We start from the raw sequence: 26,048 nt of genomic DNA, 5'->3' as shown, positions 1-26,048 counted from the left end.
CGAAGGGGGCGGGAGTCGCTTTCGACTCCCGCCCCCTTTTCTTCTTGATGTGCGCTACTCGGTCGTCCCGCCCGGCAGGATGCGCCGGAACCCGGTGTACGGCACCAGCGCCTCCGGCAGCACCACCGAGCCGTCCTCCCGCTGCCCCTGCTCCAGCAGCGCGGCCACCGTGCGGCCGATCGGCAGGGCCGAACCGTTCAGGGTGGCCGCCGGCGTCTTGCGGCCGTCGGCCCGCTTGACGCGGATGTCGGCCCGGCGGGCCTGGAAGGTGCCGCAGTCGGAGACGGAGGAGATCTCCCGGTAGGCGCCGCCGCCCGGCAGCCACACCTCGATGTCGTACGTCATCCGCGCCGAGAAGCCCATGTCGCCCGCGGGCAACAGCACGGTGCGGAAGGACAGTTCGAGCCGGCGCAGGCACTCCTCGGCCTGCGCGACCATCAGCTCCAGCTGCTCCTGCGCCTGCTCCGGCGCGCAGATCCGCACCAGCTCCACCTTCTCGAACTGGTGCAGCCTGAGCACACCCCGGGTGTCCCGGCCGTACGCCCCCGCCTCCGCGCGGAAGCAGGGGGTGCGGGCGGTGAAGGCGTACGGCAGGCTGCGGGCGTCCAGCAGCTCGCCGGCCACCAGGTTGGTCAGCGGCACCTCCGCCGTCGGGATCAGGAACAGCTCCCGCTCGCCGACCTGGGTGCGGAACAAGTCCTCCTCGAACTTGGGCAGTTGGCCGGTGCCGGTCATGGTGTCGCGGCCGACCAGGAACGGCACGGACTGCTCGGTGTAGGCGTGCTCACGGGTGTGCAGGTCGAGGAAGAAGTCGCCGAGGGCCCGCTCCAGCCGCGCCCCCGCGCCCCGGGCCACACTGAACCGGGCGCCGGAGAGCTTCGCGGCCGCGGGCGAGTCGAGGATGCCGAGCGCCTCGCCGATCTCGGCGTGATGGCGGGCCCCCGCCACCGGACGCGGTGCGGGCCCGCCGCGCCGTATCTCCACGGCCTGCTTCTCGGAGTCGCCGTCCGGCACCGAGTCCAGCGGCAGGTTGGGGATGGACAGCAGCAGCTCGCACAGCGCGCCCGCGGCCCCGCGGGCGGCGGTCTCCGCCTGCTGCACCTCGGCCCGCAGCGCCCGCGCCGCCTCCTTCTCGGCCTCGGTGGGCGGGCCGGAGCGGCGGGCCTTGGCCGTGCGGTTCAGCTCGGTACGCAGCCGGTTGACCTCGGCCTGGGTCGCGGTGCGGGCGCGCAGGGCGCCGCTCAGGGCGGCCACGTCGAGGTCGTAGCGGCGGCGGGCCAGGCGCCGTACGGCGTCGGGGCCCGCCTCGATCAGCTCGTGCGCGTCATGCATGACGGTCTCCTGTCAGGGCGGGGGAGGGCGCGGAGGCGGGGGAGTCGAGGTGCCGGGTGCCGAGCCGGCGGTAGCGCAGCGGGTGCGCGGCGCGCAGCCGGGCGGCGTACGCCAGCCCGCCGAGCGCGACCAGCGGCAGCAGCCAGGGCAGGGCGGCGATCACCCGGGACGGTGACCCGGTGAGCATGTCGAAGTTGCCGACGACCAGCCACACCGAGGCGGCGAGCCCGGCGAAGCCGAGCAACGGGGCGAGCGCCGTCCGCCACCAGTGCCCCTCCCCCTCGCCGCGCACCCGCAGGCCCAGCACGGACAGCGCGGCCAGCGCCTGGAGGGCGACGATGCCGAGGGTGCCGAGACCGAGCATGCTGGTCGTCAGGTCGGCGTACGGGTCGAGCCCGGCGACGGCGAAGGCGCCCACGACCACCGCGGTCAGCGCGCTCTGCGCGAGGCTCGCCCGGTGCGGGGAGCGGTGCCTTCGATGCTCGGCGGCGAGGGCGCCGGGCAGCAGCCCGTCCTCGGCGAGGACCTGGGCGTACCGGTTGGCGGCGCTGTGCAGGGCCAGCGTCGCCGCGAACAGGCTGGTGCACAGCAGCACCTGGAGCCCGGTGCTGCCGGCCTTGCCGAGGAAGTCGTCACCGAGGGAGAAGAACAGGTCGCCCATCTCCTTGCCCGCGACCTCCCGCACCCGGCCGGTGCCGACCGCGCCCACCGCCAGCCAGCTGGTCAGCGCGTAGAAACCGGCGATCAGCACGACGGCCGCGTAGGTGGCCCGGGGCACGCTGCGCCGCGGGTCCTTCGCCTCCTTGCCGTACAGGGCCGCCGACTCGAAGCCGATGAAGGAGACGAACGCGAACATCAGCGAGACCCCGGCCCCGTGCCCGGCCGCGACATGCGGCGAGAACGAGGCGGCGGGCAGGGCGTGCAGCCCGTGCCGGGCGAGGATCGCGATGTCCAGCGCGGCCAGCACGCCGATCTCGCCCAGCATCAGCAGGGCCAGCACCCGGGCGCTGAGCGCGATCTCCCGGTACCCGAGCACCGCGGTCAGCACCAGCCCGACGGCCGCGCACCACTCCCAGGAGACCGTCAACCCGTGGGCGGCGAGAACGAGTTGGGTGAAGTAGCCGAGCGCTCCGGCGAGCCCGACGGTGGCGCAGTTGTACGACAGCAGCGCCACATACCCGGCCGCGACGGCGGGCGGGCGCCCGAGTCCGTCGGCGACCGAGGCGTAGAAGCCGCCGGAGCCGCCGGTGCGCCGGGCGCTGACCGCGTACCCCACCGAGAAGCACAGCAGGGTGACCCCGGCGAACAGGAACGCCGCCGGCACGCCCGGCCCGTCGCCGAAGGCGAACGCGAGCGGCACGGTACCGACCATCGCGGACAGCGGGGCGGCGGCCGCGACGATGAGGAAGAGGATGTGCCCGGTGCCGAGCCGTCCGGGCGGGGCGGGGGAACCGTTGGTGGACATGGTGGTGGACATGGGGACTCCAGAGCAGGGACGGGGCGAACGGGAGAACGGGGAACAGCCGCCCGCGGAAGCTTCGCTACGGACGGCTGTCGTGGGGCGGGCTCAGGCAGGGGCGATCGCCAGTGCCGTGTTCTGCCCGCCGAAACCCAGAGAGGTGCTCAGCGCCAGGTCGATCGGCATCTCGGTCAGGGTCTGGGCCAGCTTGATCTCGATCCGGGGATCGGGCATGACCAGGTTGGCGACGGGCGGAATCAGTTCGTGCTCCACGCTGAGCACGGCGAACGCGGCCTCGACCGCCCCCGCGGCGCCCAGCAGATGCCCGGTCACCCCCTTCGTGGAGGTGACCAGCGGATCCCCGCGCAGGGTCCGCTGGATCATGCGGGCCTCGGACAGGTCGTTGAGGGGCGTCGACGTGCCGTGGGCGTTCACGTGCTGCACGTCGTCCGGGTCGGCGCCCGCGTCCGCGAGTGCCGCCCGCACCGCCGCCTCGATGCCGGCGCCGTCGGGATGCGGCGACGTCATGTGGTGCGCGTCCGCCGTCGCGCCGTAGCCGATGATCCGGCCGTGCACATGGGCGCCACGGGCACGGGCGTCGGCCACCCGCTCCATCACGAGGATCCCGGCGCCCTCGCCCGCGACGAACCCGTCCCGGTCGGAGTCGAACGGCCGGGACGCGGACGCGGGGTCGTCGTGCCGCTTCGACAGCGCGCCCATCTGGGCGAAACCGGCCATGACCAGCGGGGTGACCATGGCCTCGCTGCCCCCGGCGAGCACGATGTCGCAGCGGCCGAGCGCCAGCAGGTCCCGCGCCGTGCCGATGGCCGTCGCGCCGGACGCGCACGCGGTGGCCACCACCAGGTTCGGACCCGTGGCCCCGAACTCGATGGCCGTCTGACCGGCCAGCATGTTCGGCAGCTGCATGGGCAGCAGCAGCGGCGACACCCGGTCGGCGCCCTGCTCGCGCAGCACCTGGTGCTGGTCCTCGACCGTGCCCGGCCCGCCGTCGGCGCAGCCCAGCACCACACCCACCCGCGCGCCGTCCCAGGTCTGCGGGTCCAGCCCCGCGTCGGCCACCGCCTCGTGCGCGGCGACCAGCGCGAACTGCACGAACCGGTCGAGTCGGTGCGCGCGCCGCGCGCTCAGCAGGATCTCGGGGTCGAAGCCGGGCACCCGGCAGGAGATCTGTACGGGATTGTCCGCCAGTACCGGATCCAGGGCGGCGGCCGGCCTGCCGTCGCAGACCGCCGCCCAGCTCGGCCCGACCCCGATCCCGCCCGGGGTGACCAGGCCGAGCCCGGTGACGGCGATGTCCATACCGGCCATCAGACCTTCGCGCTCCGCTCCTCCATCAGCCGGACCATGTCCGCCACGGTCTCGGCCTCCAGGAGGTCGTCGTCGCTGATGTCCAGGTCCAGCTCGGACTTCAGCAGCAGCGACAGCTCCACCACGGCCAGCGAGTCCAGCTCGATGTCCTCCCGGGTGGCCTCCGGGGTGATGGCCTCGGGCGACACCTTCAGTTTGTTGGACAGGATGTCCTTGAGCTGCTCCAGCATGACGGTCATGACTGTTCCTTTCGAAAGGTAGGAAAGGTGGGGCTGACAGATGGTCAGATGGTTTGCAGCTCCGGCCAGTCGACGGTCGCGGCCCCCCAGGACAGGCCGCCCCCGAACGCGGTGAGCAGCACCCGGTGGCCGGCCCGGAGCGTGCCGTCCGCGGTGGCCTCGGCGAGCAGCAGCGGCAGGGACGCGGCGCCGGTGTTGCCGACCCGGGCGATATTGCTCAGCCGCCGCTCCTGGGGGATGCCGAGCCGGTCCGAGACGGCGTCCAGGATCCGGGCGTTGGCCTGGTGGGCCGCGAACCGGTCGACGTCGTCGAGGGACCAGCCGGCCCGCTCGGCGGCCCCGGCGGACGCGGCGGTCATCCGCTCCACCGCGTGCCGGTAGGTGTCCCGGCCGAGCATCTGGAAGTAGTGGTCCTCCGGGGCCACGGGCCGGTCGCTCGACCGCTGTCGCGAGCCGCCCGCCGGCACCGCGATCAGATGGCTCAGCTCGCCGTCGCTGCCGAGCACCAGCGGGCCGATCGCCCCGCGCTCGGTGGCCGAGCCGGCCCGCAGCACCACCGCGCCCGCGCCGTCCGCGAAGATCACCGCGGTCGTGCGGTCGGCCGGGTTGATGATCGTCGTGAAGGCGTCGGCCGCGATCAGCAGCACGCTGTCCGCGATCCCGGCCGCGATCAGCCCGGCGGCCGAGGCGAGGCCGTACAGGAAGCCGGAGCAGACGGCCGCCACGTCGAACGCCGGCACCTGGCCGAGTCCGAGGCGCGCGGCCACCTGCGGTGCGGTCCCCGGGCACGGCTGGTCCGGGGTGGTGGTGGCCAGCACCACCGCCCCGACCCGCTCGTCCCCGGCCGACTTCAGCGCCCGCAGGCCCGCCTCCACCGCCAGATCGCCGGTGGACGTGCCCGGCGAGACGACGTACCGCTCGGCGATCCCGGTGCGGGAGCGGATCCAGGCGTCGGAGGTGTCCAGCCGGGCTGTCAGGTCGTCGTTGGTCACCAGGTTGGGCGGGACGTACGAGCCGATGCCCGCGACGACCGCGGCCCGCCCGGCGCTCATGCGCCGCTCTCCGGGCTCTCGGCGTGCTCCGAGGCGAGGACCTCGACGGGCAGACCCATGTAGGCCATGCGGACCTCGGCCATCTCGTCGGTCCACCGCTCGGCCATGTCGTAGCGCTGCACGGCGGTGGTGTCGAGCAGCCGCACGCCCGGCCAGATCTCGTAGTCGCCGATCAGGTCCGCGTGCTCGTGCATGCCCTGCTGGAACAGCTCCTCGCGGTGGATGACGAACTCCCGGTCCGGGATCTCGTCCCACAGCTTCACGCCCGCGCGCAGGACCTCCAGGAGCCTCGGCTTGTACTCGGGGTGTCGGGCGACGTGGTCGCGCAGGATGGTGCTGGCCACGGTCAGATGCCGGATCTCGTCGATGGCGGTGCCGCGCGAGATCTCGCCGGTCGCGGGGGACAGCGGGGTCCACTTGCGCTCGCTCAGCTCGGCGGCCGGGGCGAGCACGCCCTCGATGATGATGGCGAACACGCCCACCCCGCCGGGGAAGTCGGCCCGGTCGCGGACGATGTCCAGGGTGAAGTCCACCACCGGGTCCAGGACCCGCGTGCGGTAGTCCCGGGCCATCTCCTCGATGTCCTTCAGCAGCGTCTTCTGCGGGATGCCCAGTTCCACCAGGTGCTGCCGGAAGACGCGCGCGTGGCGGGCCTCGTCGAGCAACTGGGTGGCGTAGAACTCCATTTCGGGGATGCCGGGCGCGATGGAGACGTAGTGGCCGAGCAGCCGGGTGGCCAGCTCCTCCGCCAGGGCCCGGAAGCCGAACTCCAGCACCAGGGCCTCGCGCAGCGGGCCGGGCGCCTTCAGGAAGTCGGGTGTGAGCGCGTTCTCGTGGTGGCCACTCGCCCCGCGGTCGCGCAGGGTGCCCTGGGCGACGGAGGTGATCCAGTAGGCGAGGTCGCACTCCTCCGGGCCGAGGGCGAGTTCCTTCGCGCCGTCCAGCAGACCGGGCGCCTTGTCCCAGTCGGCCTCGGGAGCTACGGGTGCGGTCATGGGGCGACGGCCTCCTTCGCCGGACGCAGGGAGCCGGCGTACAGCCCGCCGGCGTAGGAGAACAGGGGGAGCGAGTCGTCCGCCGTGGCGCGTACGACGTGGCCGAGCAGCAGCTCGCCGTCGCCCGCCGGGTGGGCGGAGTGGAAACGGCACACGTAGTGCGCGAGCGCGCCCGCGATCAGCGGCGCGTGCGCGTACCGGTCCGCCGTCCAGGCCAGGCCGGCGAAGGCGGCGTCGCCGTCGGGCCGCGCGCTGTCCGCGAACCGCCGTGCCACGTCGGCCTGTTCGGCGCCGAGCACGTTGACCGCGAACCGGCCTTCGGTGGCGGCCAGCCGGGCGAAGGACGAGCCCGCGCGCAGCACGACCCCGAGGAGCAGGGGCGCGCGCGAGACGAGGGTGACCGTGCTGGCCGTCGTGCCGTGCATCCGGTCCTCGGGGCCGGTGGTGAGCACCGACACCGGGGAGGCCAGGTGGTACAGGGCCCGGCGGCGCTCGGCCGGGTCCTGCCGGAGCGGACGCCGTACGTCCGTGACGGTCGTCATCGCACGGCCTCCGTCTCGCGTACGACCGGTCGCGCCGGGACGTGGCCGACCGGCACCGGGTCCATGGCGTGCCCGACCGGCTTCGGGTGCGGCAGGCCCAGCTCGTCCAGGAGCTTCAAGTAGCCTTCCTGGCGCACCGGTTCGAAGGGCAGCGCGAAGGACTTCATGAAGTTGCCGAACAGACCGCGGTCGCCGAACAGATGGAACGGCAGCACCAGCAGCGCCCACTCCGGCCTCACCAGCCAGCACCACAGCGCGGCGACCGCGCCCTGTGTGATGAGGCTGTGCATGACGTTGTAGAGGACGTAGTACGCCTTGGGGATCGGCCGCCCGCCGCTCCTGCGGAAGGCGATGGCGCCCGGGATGTAGCCGATCAGGTCGATGTAGAGGAACAGTCCGAGCGCCGGCAGCCAGCGGATGTCGCCGAAGTGGTAGACGATCAGGCCGGTGGTGACGGCGAGGCCCACCAGGTACTCGGCGCGGTGCAGCGAGTAGGTGCGCGGGGTCTCGAAGGGGTTCGCCTGGTCCATGGTCAGCTCCTCGCCGGGTGCTAGGCGCCGACCGCGGCGGGCGTGGTCAGTTCGACGTCGCCCCGGATGCGCACGCCCGGGAACAGTCCGGTCAGCGCCCAGGCGACGGTCTCCTTGATGACCCGCTCGGCGATCGGGTCGAGGATGCCCTCCAGGCTCGGGATGCCGAAGTCGAAGTCGGCGTCGAAACGGACGGTGACGTCCTCCTCGGACTGCCGCACGGACCAGACCCCGGAGAAGGAGTCGAAGTCGCCGTCGGACTGCTCGAAGCGGATCTCGCCGGCCGCCGGGTCGATCGTGTCGTCCTCGGTCCAGCGCAGCAGGCCGCTGCGGAAGTGCAGCTCCCAGCTGGAGGAGGCCCGCGGGTCGGGGTAGGAGGCGTGCACGGTGGTCGCGTTGACGTGGGGCGCGAGGTCGGGGTACCTCTCCCAGCGCCGTACGGCGTGCAGGACCGTTTCCGCCTGCTCCGCGGGTATCAGGGCATCGAGTTCGACGTGCCGCACGATCAGTTACCGCCTTTCGGCATTGTGGCCGCGCCCTTGATCAGGTCGCGGGTGGCCAGGTCGAAGGAGTTGACGAGGAAGTCCACGTCGGTGTCGTCCAGCACGGCGGGCGGCGTGAACCGCACCACCGAGCTGCCGTTCATGGAGTGGTTGGCGACCACGCCGTGGTTGAACAGCTCGATCAGCAGCTCGCCGGCGAGGCCCGCCTCGACCAGCTCCACACCGATGAGCAGGCCCCGGCCGCGCACGTCCACGACCAGCTCGGGGATGTTGCGCCGGGCGACCTCCGTGATCCGCGGCAGCAGCCGGGAGCCGAGGTCCATGGCCCGGGTGACCAGGCGCTCCTCCTTCACGGCCCGGATCGCGCCCTGCACCGCGGCCATCAGCACCGGCTGCCCGGAGAAGGTGGCGGTGTGGACGTAGGGGTCCTTGTCGAAGGGCCGGAACGCCTTGCGGGTGGCGACGGCCGCCGAGACCGGCATGACCCCGCCGCCGAGCGCCTTGCCGGTGAGCAGGACGTCCGGGACGACACCCTCGATGTCGGCGCCCCACCACTCGCCGAGCCGCCCGAACCCGGACTGCACCTCGTCGAGGATGAGGAACCCGTCGTACTCGCGGACCAGTTGCTCGACCCGCTTGAGATAGCCCTTCGGCGGGACGATGACCCCGCCCTCGCCCTGGACCGGCTCCAGGATCACGCACACCTCGCCCGGGTGGGCCTTCAGCTCGGCCTCCAGGGCGTCGGCGTCGCCGTACGGCAGGTGCTGGAAGTCGGGCACGAGCGGGCGGAACGGCGCCTGGTAGACGTCCTTCGCGGTCGCCGACAGGGCGCCCAGCGTCTTGCCGTGGTAGCCGCCGCGCATCGAGACGGTGCGCTTGCGGCCGCCCGCGCGGGCCAGCTTCAGCCCGGTCTCCACGGCCTCCGCACCGGACAGCGCGAAGTGCACGCGGTCCAGGCCCTCCGGCAGCACGGAGACCAGCGCCTCGGCGGCGCGCGCCACCGTCGGCTCCAGCAGGATGCGGGTCGCGGTGGGGTGGGTGCGCAGCTGGCGCTCCACCTCCTCCATGACGATCGGGTGCCGGGCGCCCATGATGAACACGCCGTAGCCACCCGCGTTCAGGAACCGCTCACCGTCACTGGTGGTGAGCCAGGCGCCCTCGGACGCCGTCTCCATATGGCTCCCGAACAACTCGGCGAGCGTGGCCCGGCCCTTGCTGAGGTGGGCCCGGTAGAGGTTGAGGATCTCCGCCTCCGAATCGGCTGCGGTCGCCGCCGGAGACTCCTGCATGACGGTCACGTGCAAACTCCTCAAGGAATGGCGCCCAAAGGGGCGCGGGGCTGTGTCGATATGCGGCTCCGCCGCGTGGGCGCGACCAGCCACGAACCGGCCCGCAGCCGCTCGACTGCCTCGTCCGGCACGGTGCTACGCCAGAACCAACGGCCCCCCGCCGAAATACGCGAGCAGCGGCTCGGCCGCGGCGATACGCGACGGCGGGTGAAAGGCCAGCGCCCTCGTCGCGGCAGCGCCCTGCGCAGAAGCGGGGTTGTTGATGAACTCCAGCCCGCCCAGCAGCTCCAGCGCCCGACCGACGATGGCCGGCAGCGCGCTCTGCACGGCGTACCGGGCGACCAGTACCCGCGCCACCGACTCCTCGTCGCCGGGCTCCGCACCGGTGCCGGTGGCCACGCCCTCCAGCAGGGCCAGCGCGGCCTCCATGTCGACGGCGAGCGCGGCCCGCTCCTCGGCGGGGCCACGCTTACGGTCCAGCACCTGTTCCACCAGCGCGGCCGCACCGCCCGCGTACCCGGCGGAGATCAGCATCTCGAACCACACGAACCCGGCCGACTGGAGGTCGTCCAGCCGGGTCGGGTCGTCGGCGCCCGCCCGCACGACCATGTCGGCGGGGACGAACACGTCCTCCAGCCGGACCTCCTCGCTCTCCGCGCCGGCCAGCAGGTCGTTGCCCCAGAACGGGTGCACGGACATGCCGGGCGCGCGGGCCGGGACGATCGCGAGCGCCAGCTCCGGATCGCCGCCGTCCTCGCCGTGGATGGCGATGGACGCGGTGAGCAGGCTCATCGAACGGGACAGGCTGCACGGCTTCTTCGCCCCGGACAGCAGGAACCCGCCCTCCACGGGGCGCGCGGTCACCGCCGGCTTGAGGATGTTCTGCGCGGTACGGCCCTCCGACCAGCCGGAGGCCATCACCTGCTGCTCGGGCACGATCCGGTGCAGCAGCTCGGTCTGCGCGGGCGTGAGCCGGCCGTCCTTGACGGCGAGGGAGTACAGCATGGCGGCCGTGAAGTGGTGCATGGAGACGGCCGCGACCAGCGACGGCGACAGCGCGCCGAGGGCCAGCTGGACCCGCAGCGCATCGAGCGGGGACGCGCCGTGGCCGCCGTAGGACTCGGGGATGAGCAGACCGACCCCGCCGTGGATGCGGAACAGGTCGATCACCGGGCTGCCGGGCCGCTCCCGCTCGGCGTACGGGATCTGGTCCAGCTCCTTGAGCAGTCCGGGATGGAACCGCTCGCAGACGGACCGGGCGGCATCGAGGGAACGCACGGGGAACCTCCGGGAATACGTCGAGGGCGGGCGGGGGCGGGCGGATCAGGCGCCGAACACCGCGTCGTACGGGCTGACGTCGCGGGCGATGCTGACTCCCTGCACGTGGGAGGTCTTGAGCATCGGGTAGTTGGCCTCGCCGAACGCGCCGCCGGTGCGGCCGGTGCCGCCGTGGCTCGGCAGGTACGGCAGGAAGCCGATGTGCGAGTCGTTGACCTTCAGCAGACCGCCGTTGACGGTGCGGCGCACGAAGGTCTCGACGACGTGGTCCGAGCGGGACCACAGGGAGTTGCGCAGCCCGTAGTCGTTGCTGTTGACGAACTGGAGGAAGGCCTCCAACAGGGCGTCGTCGTTGTCGCGTTCGGCGACCACGATCGGGACCAGCGGGAAGAACGTCTCCTCGCGGACCACGTCGTAGGTGCGGGCCCGGTCCAGGCCGTCCACGCGCACCACCGTCGGCTGGAGGAAGACGCCCGTCTCGGAGACCGTGCCGTCGACCTCGGTGCGGTGCCCGCCGGTGATCAGCTCGGCGCCGTTGTCGAGGGCCTGGCGCAGCAGCCGGAAGAACCGCTCGCTGCGCCGCACCGGCGACAGCAGCACGTCCTCCTCCTCGGGCAGGCCCGGCCGGATGCCCTTGACCTGCTCGCGCACCTCGGCGATCAGCGCGTCGGCGATCTCGGGGTGCACGAGGACGTAGTTGGGGACCATGCAGATCTGCCCCGAGCCGTAGAACGCCTCCGTGATCGCCTCGGCCGCCCACGTCACGTCGGCGTCCTTCCACACCACGATGCCGTCGTTGCCGGCGAGTTCGAGGATCGGCTTCTTGCCGTGCGCCACACAGGCCTGCTCGAAGCGCAGGCCCTCCTGGCTGCCGCCGATGTAGAAGATGTCGTTGATCAGCGGGTCGGCGATCCAGCGGTCCATGGTCTGCTTCGGGTTGGAGCACACCGCGTTCAGCACCCCGGCCGGCGCGTCGATCTCCTCCAGCAGCGGGGCGACGACGTCCCGCAGCAGCCACATGGTGGACAGCGCGATGCTGCGCGGCGCCCGGACCACCACGGCGTTGCCCGCCATGAGGGCGAGCACGCACAGCGCGGCACTCGGCAGCGGGGCGTTCTGCGGCGGGTTGAAGGCGACCACGCCGTCCGGCTGGCGGTGCAGGATCAGCGTGCGGCCGTTGTACTCCTTCTCCACCCGCATCTGCTTCAGGTACCAGCGCAGGGAGCCGGGGGCGTAGATCTGCAACAGGCAGCTCAGCTCCCAGCGGGCGAGCTTCACGGGGTGGGACTCGGCGACCAGCATGCGCAGGAACTCGTCCTGGTGCTTGATCAGTTCCTCGCGGAAGCGGGTGCCCAGCCGCATCCGCCGCTCCAGCGGCACGGCCGCCCAGTCGGGGGCGGCAGCGGCGGCGGCCTGGGTGGCCAGGTCGATGGCGGAGTCGTCCGCGATCGCGCAGCGCCCGACCACGTAGGGGTGCTGCGCGGCCTCGGACTCCGGGTCCTGTTCGAGCGAGCGCTTCAGGCTCACGCTGGTGAACACGTCTTCCAGCAGGGAGCGTCCGCTGACGGTGTAGACCCAGCCGTCCCCGGCGACGTCCTTGCCCGCGATGTAGAGGTCGTAGCTCTTCAATCCGGAAGGTGCCTCAGCACTCTCCTCCTGCGCGGCTTCGCGAAGCATCTTCAGCCTTTCGGATATGGCGAGTGGATTTCTTGAAGCAAGGCCGAGCCTGACAGCGGAATCTGACCCGGCGCTGACGCCCGGCTGACCGGTCCGATCCGGCCAACCGGCCTGCCCGAAGCCGTCAGTGGGGTGTCAGCCGGCGCTGCTTGCCTAGGCGCATGCCACCTGTCGACAGCACGAGCCGGCGCCTGCGCGACCTTCCGCGCAGTGAACTCGCCGACGAAATCGAGTCGATCTGCCTCGCGAAATTCCGGGCCGTCCTCCTCATGGAGGAATCCGAGGACCTGCCCGTCGACATCAGCTATTTCGATCTCGGCCTCACCTCGCTGCGGCTGACCGAGATACGGCAGAGCCTGGAGCAGCTCCTGGACCTGTCGATCAACGTCAGCGTGCTCTTCAACGAGCCGACGATCGCCCATCTCGTGGACCACCTGACCCAGGCCATCCAGGAAGCTTGAGGAGTCGCTCCATGCCGCGTACGGAGACAGAGCAGGCGCCCGAGCCGGTCGCGATCGTCGGAATCGGTCTGCGGTTCCCCGGCGGCAGCGGCTCGCCCGACGAGTTCGACGCCTTCCTGCGGGACGGCGGGAGCGGGATCCGCCCGATCCCCCGGGACCGCTGGGACGTCGACGCGTTCACCCCGCAGGGCCCCGACGACAAGGGCAAGATCATCGCCTCGGCCGGCGGGTTCCTCGACCGGATCGACCTGTTCGACGCCGGCTTCTTCAACATCTCCCCGAAGGAAGCCCGCTACATGGACCCCCAGCAGCGGCTGCTGCTGGAGACCGCCTGGCAGGCGCTGGAGCACGCCGGCATCGACCCGGCCCCGCTGCGCCGCGGCAACGGCGGCGTCTACATCGGCGCCAGCTCCATCGACTACGCCCTGGAGCTGGACTCGCTGCCGTACGAGGAGCTGGACGGCCATCTGGCCTCCGGCATCACCATGTTCCCGCTGTCCGGGCGGCTGTCGTACTTCCTCGGCTGGCGCGGCCCGAGCATGAGCGTCGACACCGCCTGCTCCTCCTCGCTGGTCGCCCTGCACCTCGCCGTGACGGCCCTGCGCGCCGGCGAGACCGACATCGCGCTGTGCGGCGGCGTCAACGCCCTGCACCACCCGCGCATCCCGGTGATGTTCTCCAACGCCCAGATGCTCGCGCCCGACGGCCGCTGCAAGACGTTCGACGAGTCCGCCGACGGCTACGCGCGCGCCGAGGGCTGCGGCATCGTCGTCCTCAAGCGGCTGTCCGACGCCGAGCGCGACGGCGACCGGATCCTCGCCCTGGTGCGCGGCACGGCGGTCGGCCAGGACGGCGACAGCGCCGGACTGACCGTGCCCAACGGGCCCGCCCAGGAGAAGGTCATCCGCAGCGCGCTCGACGCGGCCCGGCTGACACCCGGGGACATCAGTTACGTCGAGGCGCACGGCACCGGCACCCCGCTCGGCGACCCCATCGAGTTCGGCGCCATCGGGGACGTCTTCGTCGACTCCCACACCAAGGACCGCCCGGTGCTGGTCGGTTCGGCGAAGACCAACCTCGGTCACATGGAGCCCGCCTCCGGCATCGTCGGCGTCATCAAGACCGTGCTCCAGCTGCGCGCCGGCACGGTCTACCCGCACCTCAACCTGACGACGCCCTCCGGCCGCATCCCCTGGGACCTGTACCCGCTGCGCGTGCCCACCGCCTGCGAGCCCTGGGAGGCCGAGGTGCGGCGGGCCGTCGTCAACAGCTTCGGGTTCGCCGGGACGATCGGCGCCGTGGTGCTGGAGCAGGCACCCGAGCCGGCGCCGGCCGGCCCGGCGCCGGGCACCGAACCGGCGGGCGCGGCACCGCTGTTCACCCTGTCGGCCAAGAACGCGGCCGCCCTGCGCGAACTGGCCGGACGGTACCGGGAGTTGCTGGACCGGCGGCCCGAGGTGTCCGTCTCCGCGCTCTGCCACAGCGCCAACACCACACGCACCCACCACCCGTACCGGATCGCCGCCCCCGTCGCCGACCGGACGGCGCTGGACAAGCTCCTGGTCCACGCCGCCGAGGCCGAGCACGCGGGGCCCTCGGGCATCCGCAAGACCGCGTTCCTGTTCACCGGCCAGGGCTCCCAGTACGCCGGCATGGGCGCCGCCCTCTACGCGGCCCTGCCCGTCTTCCGCGCCCACGTGGACGAGTGCGACGAGCTGTTCGCCGCCCCGCTCGGCCGCTCCGTGCGCGCGCTGCTGCTCGGCATCGCCGACGACCCCGAGGCGATCGACCGGACCGAGTACACCCAGCCCGCCCTGTTCACCCTGGAGTACGCCCTCGCCCAGCAGTGGCTGGCCTGGGGCGCCCGCCCCAACGTGCTCATCGGGCACAGCATCGGCGAGGTGGTGGCCGCCGCCGTGGCCGGGCTGTTCAGCCTGCCCGACGCGGTCACCCTGGTCGCCGCCCGCGCCCGGCTGATGCAGGCCGTGCGCACCGAGGGCGGCATGGCCGCCGTCGCCGCCCCGGTCGACGAGGTCGCCCCGCTGCTGGAGGGCCACGACGACCTGGCGCTGGCCGGGATCAACGCCCCCGACCAGACGGTGATCTCGGGGGCGACGGCCGCGCTGGCGGAGGTCACCGGGATCCTGGAGGGCAAGGGCGTCCGTGTCGAGCGGCTGAAGGTCTCGCACGCCTTCCACTCGCCGCTGATGGCCGAGGTCTACGACGACTTCCGCGCCGCCCTCGACGGCATCGCCTTCCACGAGCCGCAGATCAGCATCGTCTCCAACGTCACCGGACGCCTCGCCCGCTTCCGCGAGATCGGCACCCCCGACTACTGGGTGCGGCACATCGGCGAGCCCGTCCGCTTCCTCGACGGCATCCGGGCCGTCGCCAAGCGCGGCCGGCACGCCATGGTCGAGATCGGCCCGCAGGCCGGACTGACCGCGCTCGCCCGGCGCGGCGTGAGCGTCGAGGACCACCTGTGGCTGGCCAGCCTGCGCCGCCGGGACACCACGACCGCGACCACCCTCACCGCGCTCGCCGACTACTACGCGGCCGGCCTGAACGTCTCCTGGACCGGCTACCACGCCGGGCACCCGGCGCCCGCCCGCGTGGACCTGCCCACCTACGCCTTCCAGCGCAAGCGCTACTGGCTGCCCTCCGTCACCCCGCGCCGCACCGCCACCGGCGGCCCCGCCCGCCACCCGCTGCTCGGCACCGAGGAGCGATTCGCCAGCGGGGTGCGGGAGTTCAACGCCGAGTTCACCGCCGAGGAGCTCGGCGCGCTCGCCGACCTCGCCGACGGCGGCCGCACCGTGCTGCCCGCGGGTGCCTACGTCGACCTGCTGCTCGCCGTGCAGGACGCCGTCCAGGGCCACGCCCGCTCCGCCGTGCGCGAGCTGAAACTGCTCGCCCCGCTGGAGCTGCCCGCCGAGACTTTGACCGCGCTCACCACCCGCTGGCGCCCCCGGCACGGCGGCGGCGCCGAGGTCGAGGTGTTCACGACCGTCGGCGGCGAGGAGAACCTGCACGCCACCGCCGTCGTCGCCGCCGACCCCGAACCCCTCGTCCCCGTCTCGGAGCTGGCCGAACTCGCCGCCATGCTGAACGAGACCGGTTCGGCAGCGCCCCGAAGGGGTGCGGGGCTGTATCGATATGCGGCTCCGCCGCGGGGCGCGACCAGCCACGACGGACCCGCAGACGACCGACGGCACATGGCGGCCCTTCCCGCGGAGGGCTTGGCCCCCGCCGCCCAGCACATCGACGACGAGGACATCTACACCGACCTCGCCTCCGTCGGCCGCCCCCAGGGCCCCCGCATGCGGCTGCTCCTGCGCGCCGCCCGGCACGGCGACGGCCTGGTCACCGGCGAGCTGACCGGCCGTGACGCCACCGCCGTCGAGCACGTGCCCGCCGAGCTGCTGGAGGCGGCCGTGCAGGCGCTGGTCGTCCTCGACCCCGAGGGGCCGGTGTTCGCGCCGCGCGAGATCGCGGTGGTACGGCACTTCCGCAAGCCGCGCGGCGAGAACCTGAGCGTCCTCGCCCGGGTGCGCGGCGAACAGGACCGGCGCCTCGCGGACGTGCTGCTGCTGGAGAACGGCGACCCGGTCGCCGAGCTGCTCGGCGTGCGCATGGCCCGCCCCGAGGGACGCGGCGGCCGCCGTCAGTTCCTGCACCGCCCCGACTGGGTGCGCCGCGCCCTGCCCGCGGCGGAGCACGCCCCGGCCCGGCACGTCGTCCTGCTCGACCCCTCCGCCGCACGCGCCGCCGAACTGGCCGCCGAACCCGGTCTGAAGGTCACCTGGCTGACCGACCTCACCGACCTCAAGGCGGCCCTGGACGACCCGACCGTCACCGACGTCTGCCGGCTGTGGCGGCAGCGCGCGGAGCCCATGTCCGCCGGCCGGCTGCGCGCCGAGTGCGAGGACAACTACCGCGAACTCCTCGCCCTGACCGGCGCGTTGGAGGCCGCCTCCCGGCCGCCCCGGCTCTGGCTCGTCACCGAGGGCGCCCAGTGGCTGCCCGGCGACCCGGCCGGCGACGGCGGGCACCTCGGCGCCGCCACCCTGTGGGGCTTCGGCCGGGTGCTGCTCACCGAGTACCCGCAGTACCGGGCCACCCTGGTCGACCTCGCCCCGGGCAGCGGCCTCGCCCCGCTCGCCGAGGAATGGCGGGCCGAGCCGCCCGGCGAGTTCCAGGTCGCCTACCGCCCCGGCCGCCGTTACGTCCGCCGGCTGCTCGCCGGTGACTCCACCCTCACCTGGAGCGGGGGCTTCGAACTGCGCGCCGCCGACTCCGGCGACCTGTCCGACCTGGCCCTCGCCCCGGTCACCGACCGGGCGCCGGGGGACGGCGAGGTACAGGTCCGGGTGCGGCTGGTCGGCCTGACCGCCGAGGACGCCCGCACCGCCCTCGACACCGGCCGGGCCGAGCGCGCCGAGGAGACCCCGGGCGAGGAGGAACCCCCGCCGCTGCTCGGCCAGTTGGCCCACGGCACGGTCCTCGCCGCCGCCGACGGCACCGGGTTCGCGCCGGGCGACGAGGTCCTCGTCCGGTACGACGGCACCTTCCGCTCCACGCTCACCGTGCCCGCCCCCGCCGTCGTGCACGCCACCGGCGCCGACGCCACCGCGCCCCGCTTCCGCCTCGACGAGACCGGCGAGGCCCTGCGCACCGCCCTGTCCGACCCGGCCGGCCGCACCTGGGTGGCCCTGCCCGAGGACCCGGCGCAGGAACGGCGGTCCGACCGGACCGCCGAGGACGGACCGAGCGGACTGCGCCCCGACCGCACCTACCTCGTCACCGGCGGCCTCGGCGGCCTCGGCCTGGTCACCGCCCGCAAACTGGCCGCGCTCGGCGCCCGGCACCTGACCCTGGTCAGCCGCGGCGGCCGGGCCACCGAGGAGGCCGGCGAACTCCTCGCCGACCTCGCCGCCGACGCCGAGATCGACGTCGTACGCGCCGACGTCTCCCGCCCCGAGGACGTGCGCCGGCTCGTCCGCCACCTCGCGGCCGGACCGTACCCGCTCGGCGGGATCGTGCACGCCGCCGGCTCCTACGACAAGAAGCTCATCTCGGAGCTGACCTGGGAGTCGATCGACGCCCAGCTCGCCGCGAAGGCCTACGGCGGCTGGCTGCTGCACGAGGCCGCCGAGGAGTCCTTCCCGGACCTGGAGTTCTTCGTCACCTACTCCTCCATCGCCTCCGTCCTCGGCGGCGCCACCCAGGGCCACTACGCCGCCGCCAGCGCCGCCCTCGACGCGCTCGCCGAGTGGCGTGCCCGGCGCGGGGTGCCGGGGCTGTCGGTCAACTGGGGGGCCTGGGCCCGGGTCGGCATGTCGGCCCGGCTGGAGGAGCACCTCAGCGAGGAGATCGAACGCAGCGGCGTCCGCTTCTTCTCCCCGACCCGCGCCCTGGACACCCTCGCCCGGCTGTGGGGGCGCCCGCGCACCCAGCGGATCGTCGGCGAGTTCGACTGGGACCGCTACGTCTCCGGCAGCGTCACCGGCGACCTGTTCTACGACCGGCTCGCCCGGCGCACCACCGACGACGACGGCACCGGCCTCGACCTGCGGGCCCTCACCGCACTGCCCGAGGCCGAACGCCTCGCCGCCGTCACCGGCGCCGTCCGCGAGCGGGTCGCCGCCGTGCTGCACCTGGAGGAGGCCGACGAACTGGACGTGACCTGCGAATTCGTGTCGCTGGGCCTGGACTCCCTGATGGCCCAGCAGGTCAAGGCCGCGCTGGAACAGGCGTTCCGGCTGCCCCTGCCGGCCTCCCTCACCCACGACCACCCCACGGTCCGCGCGCTCGCCCGGTTCCTCGACGGGCAGCTCGCCCCGGCAGCGTGAACACCAAGGGACGGGACACCACCACCATGACCGACATACCCAGGGAGCGCTGGACGCTCCACCACTCCTCCCGGGCCCACGCCGGAAGCCGACCGGAGCACCCCGCGATCGTCTGCGAGGGCCGGGTCACCACCTACGACAAGTTCCACCGCGACAGCAACCGCGCCGCCCACGCCCTGCGCACCAGCGGGATCCGGCGCGGCGACCGGGTCGCCTACCTGGGCCGCGAGTCCGCGAACTACTACCTCGTGATGATCGCCTGCGCCAAGGCGGGTGCCGTCCTGGTCCCGGTCAACTGGCGGCTCACCCCGCACGAGGTCGACCACATCCTGCGCGACTCGCGGGCCGCGCTGATCTTCGTGGACGACGAGTTCTGGGACACCGTCGCAGAAGTCCGCCACCAACTGCGCGGACTGCGCAAGGTGATCCGCGTCGACGGCACCGACCCCTACGGCGAACCCGCGCGCGGCGCCGGCCTGTCGGCCTGGGCGGCCGACCAGCCCGAGACCGACCTCGCGCCCGGCACCGGCCCGGACGACGCCGTCGTCCAGATCTACACGAGCGGTACCACCGGCCTGCCCAAGGGCGCCGTCCTCGCCCACCGCAGCTTCTTCACCCTGCCGCACGCGAGCCGCGCCGCGGGCGTCGACTGGATCGACTGGCTGCCCGAGGACGTCGCCCTGATCTCGCTGCCGGGCTTCGGGGTCGCCGGCATCGGCTGGTTCCTGCACACCTTCAACGCAGGCGGCACCAGCGTGATCATGCCGCAGTTCGACCCGCAGGAAGCGGTCCGCCTCATCCGCGAGCACCGCGTGACGACCACCTTCGCCGCGCCCGCGATGCTCCAGGCGATGGCGGCCGAACGGGGTGCCGGACCCGAGGCGTTCAGCTCACTGCGCAAGATCGCCTACGGCGCCGCGCCGATGTCCGAGACCCTGCTCAAACAGTGCCTGGCCACCTACGACTGCGAGTTCGCCCAGATCTACGCCAGCACCGAGACCGGCAGCGTGGCCGTGTGCCTGCCGCCGGCGGCCCATCACCCGGGCAGCACCAGACTCACCTCGGTGGGCCTGCCCTGCCCCGGCACCGAGATCAAGGTCGTCGGCCCCGACGGCGACACCCTGCCGCCCGGCGCCATCGGCCAGATCTGCGTCCGCACACCCTCCCGGATGCTCGGCTACTGGAACCTGCCCGAGGCCACCGCCCGCACCCTGGTGGGGGAGTGGCTGCACATGGGCGACGCCGGCTACCTCGACGAGGACGGCCACCTCCACCTGTGCGACCGCATCAACGACACGATCATCGTCGCCGGACAGAACATCTACCCGGCCGAGGTCGAGAAGGCCCTCGCCGCGCACCCGGCGGTCGCCGAGGCGGCCGTGGTCGGCCTGCCCGACGACCGCTGGGGCGAGAGCGTCCACGCGGCCGTCGTCCTGCGGCCCGGCACGAGCGCCACCCCCCGCGAACTCCTGCTGTCCCTGCGGGGCCGCATCGCCGACTACAAGATCCCGGGCACCTACCACGTCGTGGACGCCCTGCCGCGCAACCCGTCGGGCAAGATCCTGCGCCGCGCGGTGCGCGACCGGCTGACGGCACCGGCCCGGCACCCCCTGGGGAGCACACTGTGACCGCACTGAGCATCGGCATCCTCCTGCCCACCCGGGAGCAGGCCATCAACGGCACCTACGCCGCGGCCCCTCTGCTCGACTTCGCCAGGACCGCGGAAGCGCTCGGCTTCGACTCCCTGTGGGCCGGGGACTCCCTGACCGCCCGCCCCCGGCTGGACCCCCTGGTCGTCCTCTCGGCCGCGGCCGCCGCCACCCGGCACATCACCGTCGGCACGGCCGCCCTCACCCCCGCCCTGCGCCACCCCCTCATCGGCGCCAACCTGGTCGCGAGCCTGAGCCACGTCGCCGCGAACAGGCTGATCCTGGGCCTCGGTTCGGGCTTCCCGATGGCCGAGACCGAGGAGGAGTTCGCCTCCGTCGGCGCCTCCTTCCAGGGCCGGGTCGGGCGCCTCGACGAGATCACCGCGCTGTGGCGCGCGGCCTGGCGGTCCGGCGAGGAGGGCGAACCCAGCGAGTTCCAGGGCAGGTTCTGGCAGGCCGAGCACCTGGACCGGCTGCCCGCACCGGCCGTCCCCGGCGGGCCGCCGCTCTGGCTGGCCGGCAGCGACACCCCCAAGGTCCTCGCCCGCGCCGCCGCCCGCTACGACGGCTGGCTGCCGTTCCTGCCCGACGTCGACGCCTACGCCCGCGCCCGCCACCGGCTCTCGGAGATCGCCGCGGAGGCCGGCCGCACCGTCACGCCCGCGCTGTACGCCACGGTCACCGTGAACAGCGACGAGCGCACCGCCCGGGCCGAACTGGAGCACTACATCAGCCACTACTACGGCCGCTCCCTGGAGCAGATGCGCACCATCCAGGCCTACGCCTGGGGCAGCGCCGAGAAGTGCGCCGCATGGCTCGGCGGCTACGTCCGGGCCGGCGCCCGGCACCTGGTCGTACGGATCGGATCCCTCGATCCGGAGCCGCAGTTGAAGGAGATCGCCGAGGTGCTGCTGCCCGCGCTGCGCGCCCTCGGCCCGTCCACCACCGTTGGGAGTACGCAGCCGTGACCACCGCCACCGCCGCCCCGGGCAGCCAGATGTCCAGCGAGGGCCACTGGTTCCACCCCGTGGAGCCCTCGCCCGACGCCTCGATCCGGCTGTTCCTGCTGCCCCACGCGGGCAGCGGCGCCATCATCTACCGCGACTGGGAACGCCTGCTCCCGCCGGACATCGCCGCACAGGCCGTCACCCTGCCCGGCCGGCACAATCGCCGCGAGGAGCAGACGTACGAGAACTTCTGGCCCCTGCTGGACGCCCTGCACGAGGCGGTGCTGAACGACCTGGACGAGCGGCCGTTCGCCTTCTTCGGGCACTGCCTCGGCGCCCAGCTGGCGTTCCGGCTGGCGATCCGCATGCAGGAGGAGGGCGGCCCGGCCCCCGTCATGGTCGGCATGTCCGGCTGGTCGCCCGTCGGCTTCTTCAAGCCGACCGAGGAGCAGAGCCGCATGCCGGAGCCCGAACTCATCGAGTGGATCAAGAAGTTGGGCTCCTTCCCGGCCGAGGTCTACGACAACCCCGAGATGCTCGCCCTGGTCGTGCCCGCACTGCGCGCCGATCTCAGGGTCGCCGGGGACTACGACGACGACGGCGCCGGCGTCAGCTGCCCGCTCGCCTCCTACGGCGGGCGCAGCGACCCGCTCCAGGAGGCCCCGGACGCCATGTCCCACTGGGCCGGCCGCACCCCCCGGTACCTCGGGCACAACGAGTACGAGGGCGGCCACTTCTACATCGACACCCACGCCCAGGCCGTCACCGCGCACTTCGCGCACCGGCTCCAGCGGCTGACCGCCGGACCGGTGGGCTGACCGCCGCGGCCACCGGGTGCCGAGGTCCGCGTCAGCGCCGTGTCAGCGGGGCGCGGGACAGTGCTCGGAAGGACTGTCGCACCGAGTGCCGTCCCGTGCCCCGGCACGCCGCGCGGAGACCCGCCGGCACGCCCCCCACCAGCACAGAAACGACCTAGGAGGGTCGTCCATGACCACCGAAGCGGAACTGACCGGCAGCGCGGCCTCGGCCGCCCCGCCACCGGACATCGAGGAGGGTGGAGGCAAGCCCGCCTGGGGTGCACTCCTGGTGGTGCTGGCCGGCCTCTTCATCGCCAACGTCGACTTCTTCATCGTCAACGTCGCCATCCCCTCGCTCCAACGCGACATGCACGCGACCAGCGCCGAGATCCAGCTGGTCGCCGCGACCTTCAACATCGGCCTGTCCGCCATGCTCATCACCGGCGGCCGGCTCGGCGACCTCTACGGCCGCCGCAAGGTGTTCTCGATCGGCCTGGCCCTGTTCACGCTGTCCTCGCTGGTCTGCGGCATCGCCCCGAACATGGCCGAGCTGATCGTGGCGCGCGCGGTGCAGGGCGCCGCGGCGGCCCTCGTCATCCCGCAGGTGCTCGGCATCCTGACCACGGCCTACACGGGCAAGGCCCGGGTCGCCGCGTTCAACGCCTACGGCATCACGATGGGCGCCTCGGCCGTGTTCGGTCAGCTGATCGGCGGTCTGCTGATCAAGGCCGACATCTTCGGCTGGGACTGGCGGACCATCTTCCTGATCAACGCCCCGATCGGCGCCGTCGTCCTGCTGCTCACCCCGAAGACGGTGCCCGAGTCCCGGGCCGAGGGCCGCACCGGCCTCGACTGGACCGGCGTGATCCTGGTGACCGCCGGCCTCACCGCCATCGTGCTGCCGCTGGTCCAGGGCCGCGAGCAGGGCTGGCCGACCTGGACCTGGGAGTGCCTGATCGCGGCGGTGCCGCTGCTGGCCGCGTTCTGGTGGACCCAGCGTCGCAAGGCCGCCCGCGACAAGTCGCCGCTGGTCCACCCGAGCCTGTTCGAGGACCGGGCGTTCGGCGTGGGCGTGGTCTCCCTGCTGGTGTTCTTCGCCGCGATGGCCTCCTTCTTCCTGGTCCTCGCGCTCTACCTCCAGGAGGGCCGCGGGCTGTCCGCGCTCCGCTCCGGGCTGCTGTTCATCCCGCTCGGCCTCGGCTTCTTCATCGGCTCCGCGCAGTCGCCGAAGGTCGCGGCCAGGCTCGGCAAGCAGGTGCTGACCATCGGCGCGCTGATCCAGGCGGTCGGCAACGTGGCCCTCGCCGTGACCGCGTGGGAGCTGGACGGCAGCGGTTCCGTGGTCTGGTGCATTCCGGCCATGGTGGTCGCCGGCTTCGGCATGGGCTTCGTCATCGCCCCGCTCGCCTCCCTGGTCCTGGAAGGCGTGGCCCCGCACCACGCGGCCGCCGCCTCCGGGGTGTTCTCCACCGCACAGGAGATGGGCAACGCCATCGGCATCGCGGTGATCGGCGTCGTCTTCTTCGGCGTCGTCGGCCACGGCACCGGCGCCCACCCCTACGCCCACGCCTTCGGCACGAGCCTGCTGGTGCAGGCCGGGATCTGCGCGGTGGTGGCCGCCCTGGTCCAGCTGCTGCCCGGCCGGGCGAAGGCCTCCTGAGCCGGGCGAACAGCGCCGGCCACACCCGACGGGCACGCGGACACCACTCCGCGTGCCCGTCAGCCGTACATCAGAATCCGGTCAGCTCCCTTCGTCAACATGGCCGAAACATCGCCGTTCCTGCCACACCGCCGGAGGACTCCATGTCAGAACTCCCCGCCTGGCCCATGCCCCGCTCCTGCCCCTACACACCGCCCGACGCCTACGCGGAGCTGAGAGAACGACCCCCGCTGCGCGTGCGGATCCGCGGTGGCGAGGCCTGGCTGGTGACCCGGCACGCGGACGTCCGCCAGGTGCTGGGCGACCACCGGTTCAGCTCCGACGACCAGCAGCCCGGCTTCCCCATCCGGATCCAGCTGCCGCCCGAGCCCGGCGTCATGTCCTTCAGCCGCATGGACGACCCCGAGCACGGCCGGCTGCGCCGGATGGCGCTGACCGAGTTCACCGCCCGCCGCACCCGCGCCCTGCGCCCCGAGGTCGAACTGCTCGTCGCGCGGCTGCTGGACGAGATCGAACAGGGCCCCAACCCGGTCGACCTGGTACGGAGTTTCGCGCTCCGGCTGCCCTCGCTGGTGATCGCCCGGATGCTCGGCGTCCCGGAGCAGGACGAGGCGGACTTCACCGAGCAGAGCCAGGTCATCCTCTCCCAGGAGGCCGGCCCCGAGGAGACGTACGCCGCCTTCGCCGAGATGACGCGGTTCCTGGACCGCCTGGCCGCGCAGCGCACCGCCGAGCCGCGCGACGACCTGATCAGCCGGCTGGCCACGCGGTACGTGGCGGCCGGCGAGCTGACGCACGCGGACCTCGTCGCGATGGCCCGCTTCTTCCTCGTTGCCGGGCACGAGACCACCGCCCACCAGATCAGCCTCAGCGTCCTGAGCCTGCTGCGCGACCCGGCCCAACTGGCCGAACTCCGCGCCGATCCCGCCCTGTACCGGCCGGCGGTCGAGGAGCTGCTGCGCTACTGGTCCATCTCGCAGGACAACCAGGTCCGCGCGGCCGTGGACGACGTCGAGCTGAACGGGGCCACGATCCGCAAGGGGGACGGTGTGATCGTCGCGATCCCCGCCGCCAACCACGACGAGTCCGTCTACCCCGGCGCCGGCCGCGTCGACATCCGCCGCAACGCCTCGGGCCACCTCGCCTTCGGCTTCGGCGCGCACCTGTGCCCCGGTGCCTCGCTGGCCCGGATGGAGCTGGAGGTGTGCCTGAGCGCCCTCTTCGCCCGCTTCCCCACGCTGCGCCTGGCCGTGCCGCCCGAGGAGGTCCGCTTCCGCGAGAACACGATCGTCTACGGCCTGGAGGAACTGCCCGTCACCTGGTGACGGGCCGCCGACGCCGAAGGACCCGGGTCCGCCGAGGGAGAGCTCGGCGGACCCGGGTCCTTCGCCGTACCGGTGACCGGGGCTCAGGAGACGGCGTGGCTCAGCCAGAAGTCCAGCAGCTCGCGGTCGCCCCGGACCGTCACGCGCGGGCTCCCCGGCCGCAGCCGCCCCTTGACCACCAGCAGCAGGTCCGCGGGCGCGGCGACCACGGTGGCGTCCGCCCGTGTGCCGGCCGGGATCTCCCGGGTCACCTCGACGCCCCCCGCGGCGCAGGTGACCAGCCAGCTCGACGGGCCGTACACCGACTCCCGCGTCGAGCGGAAGCACAGCGTCTGTCCGCCGCGGGGCACCTCGGCGAACAGCGGCGACAGGAACGGCCTCGCCTCGGGCACCCCGAAGGCGGCCAGACAGAAGTCCACGCAGTCCAGCGCGACCTCCGCGGCCGGTGTGAACGGCAGACCGGCCATGCCGTACACGTCGGCCCGGTGCACGGCCGTCTCGAACACCGCCCAGCGCGGCCAGAACTCCTTGTTCTGCCTGCCGTGCGGGGCCCACACCGGCACCTCGGGGCCCACCCCGTCGATCGCCTCGACGAGCCGGTCCGCGCCCTCGACGACGAACCGTGCGCGCAGCTCCGGGTCGGCGAGCCGGCTCTCCTGGGCCCCTCCCCGGGCACCGAGCTCGGCCACCCGCTCGGTCCAGCTCCTGTCCTCGTCGGGGGAGCCGGACCCGGACAGGTCGCCGCCGGGCAGGATGAACTCGGTGCTGCGCGTGGCCAGGATCGTGGTGGCCCAGTCGTGGCCCTGGCGCACATGCCGGACCAGGTCGCCCAGCGTCCACCCCGGGCAGGCCGGGACGGGCTCGGACAGCGGTATCGCCCGGGCGGCCCCGGCGAACCGGGCCGCCTCACGGCGCAGTTCGGCGGTGTACCTGCCGGGAGGCAGGGCCGCCGGACGGGTCGGCGCGGTCATGGGCATCACTCCTTTCGCGGTGTATGCGGAAGTCGGTGCGCCGAGGCGAGAGTTGCCGCCAACGCACCGATTCGTCCATTCGAGACCCCGGACCTGACCGGACACTGACGCGACCGGTGCCGCCCGGAGCGGTGTCAGCCGCGCGTCAGCGCCGGATCAGC

General features: G+C 73.1%; 20 protein-coding genes. 7 read left to right on the top strand and 13 right to left on the bottom strand.

Annotated elements, in window-relative coordinates; translation table 11 throughout:
- Window positions 1-54 precede the first annotated feature (54 nt).
- From serS to ACZ4MF_RS13815, 12 genes are all read right to left on the bottom strand, one after another.
- The gene (gene serS, locus ACZ4MF_RS13870; RefSeq protein ID WP_467492224.1) at window positions 55-1,332 is read right to left on the bottom strand and encodes a serine--tRNA ligase; all 1,278 of its coding nucleotides are present in this window, start codon (window positions 1,330-1,332) and stop codon (window positions 55-57) included.
- Window positions 1,325-2,809 carry an APC family permease gene (locus tag ACZ4MF_RS13865; protein ID WP_467492223.1) on the bottom strand — a complete coding sequence of 495 codons (1,485 nt, stop codon included), beginning with the start codon at window positions 2,807-2,809 and terminating at the stop codon, window positions 1,325-1,327. The genes serS and ACZ4MF_RS13865 overlap by 8 nt, the downstream gene beginning before the upstream one ends.
- A 90-nt stretch (window positions 2,810-2,899) precedes the next feature.
- A complete protein-coding gene (locus ACZ4MF_RS13860; RefSeq protein ID WP_071374140.1) occupies window positions 2,900-4,120 on the bottom strand; it encodes a beta-ketoacyl-[acyl-carrier-protein] synthase family protein in 1,221 nt (406 codons plus the stop codon).
- On the bottom strand, window positions 4,120-4,359 hold the full coding sequence (locus ACZ4MF_RS13855) for a phosphopantetheine-binding protein (protein ID WP_376286796.1): 240 nt from the start codon (window positions 4,357-4,359) through the stop codon (window positions 4,120-4,122). Before ACZ4MF_RS13855 ends, ACZ4MF_RS13860 begins: the two co-directional genes overlap by 1 nt.
- A gap of 44 nt (window positions 4,360-4,403) precedes the next feature.
- On the bottom strand, window positions 4,404-5,411 hold the full coding sequence (locus ACZ4MF_RS13850; protein WP_467492222.1) for a beta-ketoacyl-ACP synthase III: 1,008 nt from the start codon (window positions 5,409-5,411) through the stop codon (window positions 4,404-4,406).
- Complete coding sequence (locus ACZ4MF_RS13845) at window positions 5,408-6,406, bottom strand: ferritin family protein (RefSeq protein ID WP_467492221.1); 999 nt, start codon at window positions 6,404-6,406, stop codon at window positions 5,408-5,410. The genes ACZ4MF_RS13850 and ACZ4MF_RS13845 overlap by 4 nt, the downstream gene beginning before the upstream one ends.
- The gene (locus tag ACZ4MF_RS13840; RefSeq protein WP_467492220.1) at window positions 6,403-6,948 is read right to left on the bottom strand and encodes a flavin reductase family protein; all 546 of its coding nucleotides are present in this window, start codon (window positions 6,946-6,948) and stop codon (window positions 6,403-6,405) included. The genes ACZ4MF_RS13845 and ACZ4MF_RS13840 overlap by 4 nt, the downstream gene beginning before the upstream one ends.
- Window positions 6,945-7,478 (bottom strand): hypothetical protein, encoded by a 534-nt coding sequence (locus ACZ4MF_RS13835; RefSeq protein ID WP_467492219.1) that lies wholly within the window; start codon window positions 7,476-7,478, stop codon window positions 6,945-6,947. Before ACZ4MF_RS13835 ends, ACZ4MF_RS13840 begins: the two co-directional genes overlap by 4 nt.
- Before the next feature lie 20 nt (window positions 7,479-7,498).
- Window positions 7,499-7,981 carry a type II toxin-antitoxin system RatA family toxin gene (locus tag ACZ4MF_RS13830; RefSeq protein ID WP_356021639.1) on the bottom strand — a complete coding sequence of 161 codons (483 nt, stop codon included), beginning with the start codon at window positions 7,979-7,981 and terminating at the stop codon, window positions 7,499-7,501.
- Window positions 7,982-7,983: 2 nt separating this feature from the next.
- The gene (locus ACZ4MF_RS13825) at window positions 7,984-9,279 is read right to left on the bottom strand and encodes an aspartate aminotransferase family protein (protein WP_467492218.1); all 1,296 of its coding nucleotides are present in this window, start codon (window positions 9,277-9,279) and stop codon (window positions 7,984-7,986) included.
- Between the two features lie 126 nt (window positions 9,280-9,405).
- Window positions 9,406-10,548: an acyl-CoA dehydrogenase family protein gene (locus ACZ4MF_RS13820; RefSeq protein ID WP_467492217.1), complete on the bottom strand. Its 1,143-nt coding sequence runs from the start codon at window positions 10,546-10,548 to the stop codon at window positions 9,406-9,408.
- A gap of 45 nt (window positions 10,549-10,593) precedes the next feature.
- Window positions 10,594-12,225 carry an aldehyde dehydrogenase family protein gene (locus tag ACZ4MF_RS13815; RefSeq protein ID WP_467492216.1) on the bottom strand — a complete coding sequence of 544 codons (1,632 nt, stop codon included), beginning with the start codon at window positions 12,223-12,225 and terminating at the stop codon, window positions 10,594-10,596.
- A gap of 161 nt (window positions 12,226-12,386) precedes the next feature.
- On the opposite strand from ACZ4MF_RS13815, the gene ACZ4MF_RS13810 reads away from it, so the two are divergent.
- From ACZ4MF_RS13810 to ACZ4MF_RS13780, 7 genes are all read left to right on the top strand, one after another.
- On the top strand, window positions 12,387-12,686 hold the full coding sequence (locus ACZ4MF_RS13810) for an acyl carrier protein (protein ID WP_071380245.1): 300 nt from the start codon (window positions 12,387-12,389) through the stop codon (window positions 12,684-12,686).
- Window positions 12,687-12,697: 11 nt separating this feature from the next.
- Window positions 12,698-18,538, top strand: a complete 5,841-nt coding sequence (locus ACZ4MF_RS13805; protein ID WP_467492215.1) for a type I polyketide synthase — start codon at window positions 12,698-12,700, stop codon at window positions 18,536-18,538.
- A 26-nt stretch (window positions 18,539-18,564) separates the two neighbouring features.
- Window positions 18,565-20,166, top strand: a complete 1,602-nt coding sequence (locus ACZ4MF_RS13800) for a long-chain-fatty-acid--CoA ligase (protein WP_467492214.1) — start codon at window positions 18,565-18,567, stop codon at window positions 20,164-20,166.
- The gene (locus tag ACZ4MF_RS13795; RefSeq protein WP_467492213.1) at window positions 20,163-21,155 is read left to right on the top strand and encodes an LLM class flavin-dependent oxidoreductase; all 993 of its coding nucleotides are present in this window, start codon (window positions 20,163-20,165) and stop codon (window positions 21,153-21,155) included. The genes ACZ4MF_RS13800 and ACZ4MF_RS13795 overlap by 4 nt, the downstream gene beginning before the upstream one ends.
- Window positions 21,156-21,184: 29 nt before the next feature.
- Window positions 21,185-21,952 carry a thioesterase II family protein gene (locus ACZ4MF_RS13790; protein ID WP_467492305.1) on the top strand — a complete coding sequence of 256 codons (768 nt, stop codon included), beginning with the start codon at window positions 21,185-21,187 and terminating at the stop codon, window positions 21,950-21,952.
- A 169-nt stretch (window positions 21,953-22,121) separates the two neighbouring features.
- The gene (locus ACZ4MF_RS13785) at window positions 22,122-23,591 is read left to right on the top strand and encodes an MFS transporter (RefSeq protein ID WP_467492212.1); all 1,470 of its coding nucleotides are present in this window, start codon (window positions 22,122-22,124) and stop codon (window positions 23,589-23,591) included.
- A 143-nt stretch (window positions 23,592-23,734) separates the two neighbouring features.
- Window positions 23,735-24,916 (top strand): cytochrome P450, encoded by a 1,182-nt coding sequence (locus ACZ4MF_RS13780; protein ID WP_467492211.1) that lies wholly within the window; start codon window positions 23,735-23,737, stop codon window positions 24,914-24,916.
- Window positions 24,917-24,999: 83 nt separating this feature from the next.
- Here the strand turns inward: ACZ4MF_RS13780 and ACZ4MF_RS13775 are convergent, their stop codons facing one another.
- Window positions 25,000-25,887: a maleylpyruvate isomerase N-terminal domain-containing protein gene (locus ACZ4MF_RS13775; RefSeq protein ID WP_467492210.1), complete on the bottom strand. Its 888-nt coding sequence runs from the start codon at window positions 25,885-25,887 to the stop codon at window positions 25,000-25,002.
- Window positions 25,888-26,048 lie beyond the last annotated feature (161 nt).

This window comes from Streptomyces sp. NPDC025793, from assembly GCF_055558375.1.
Note: the sequence above shows the minus strand (reverse complement) of the source record. Positions and strands in the feature narration are given on the sequence as shown.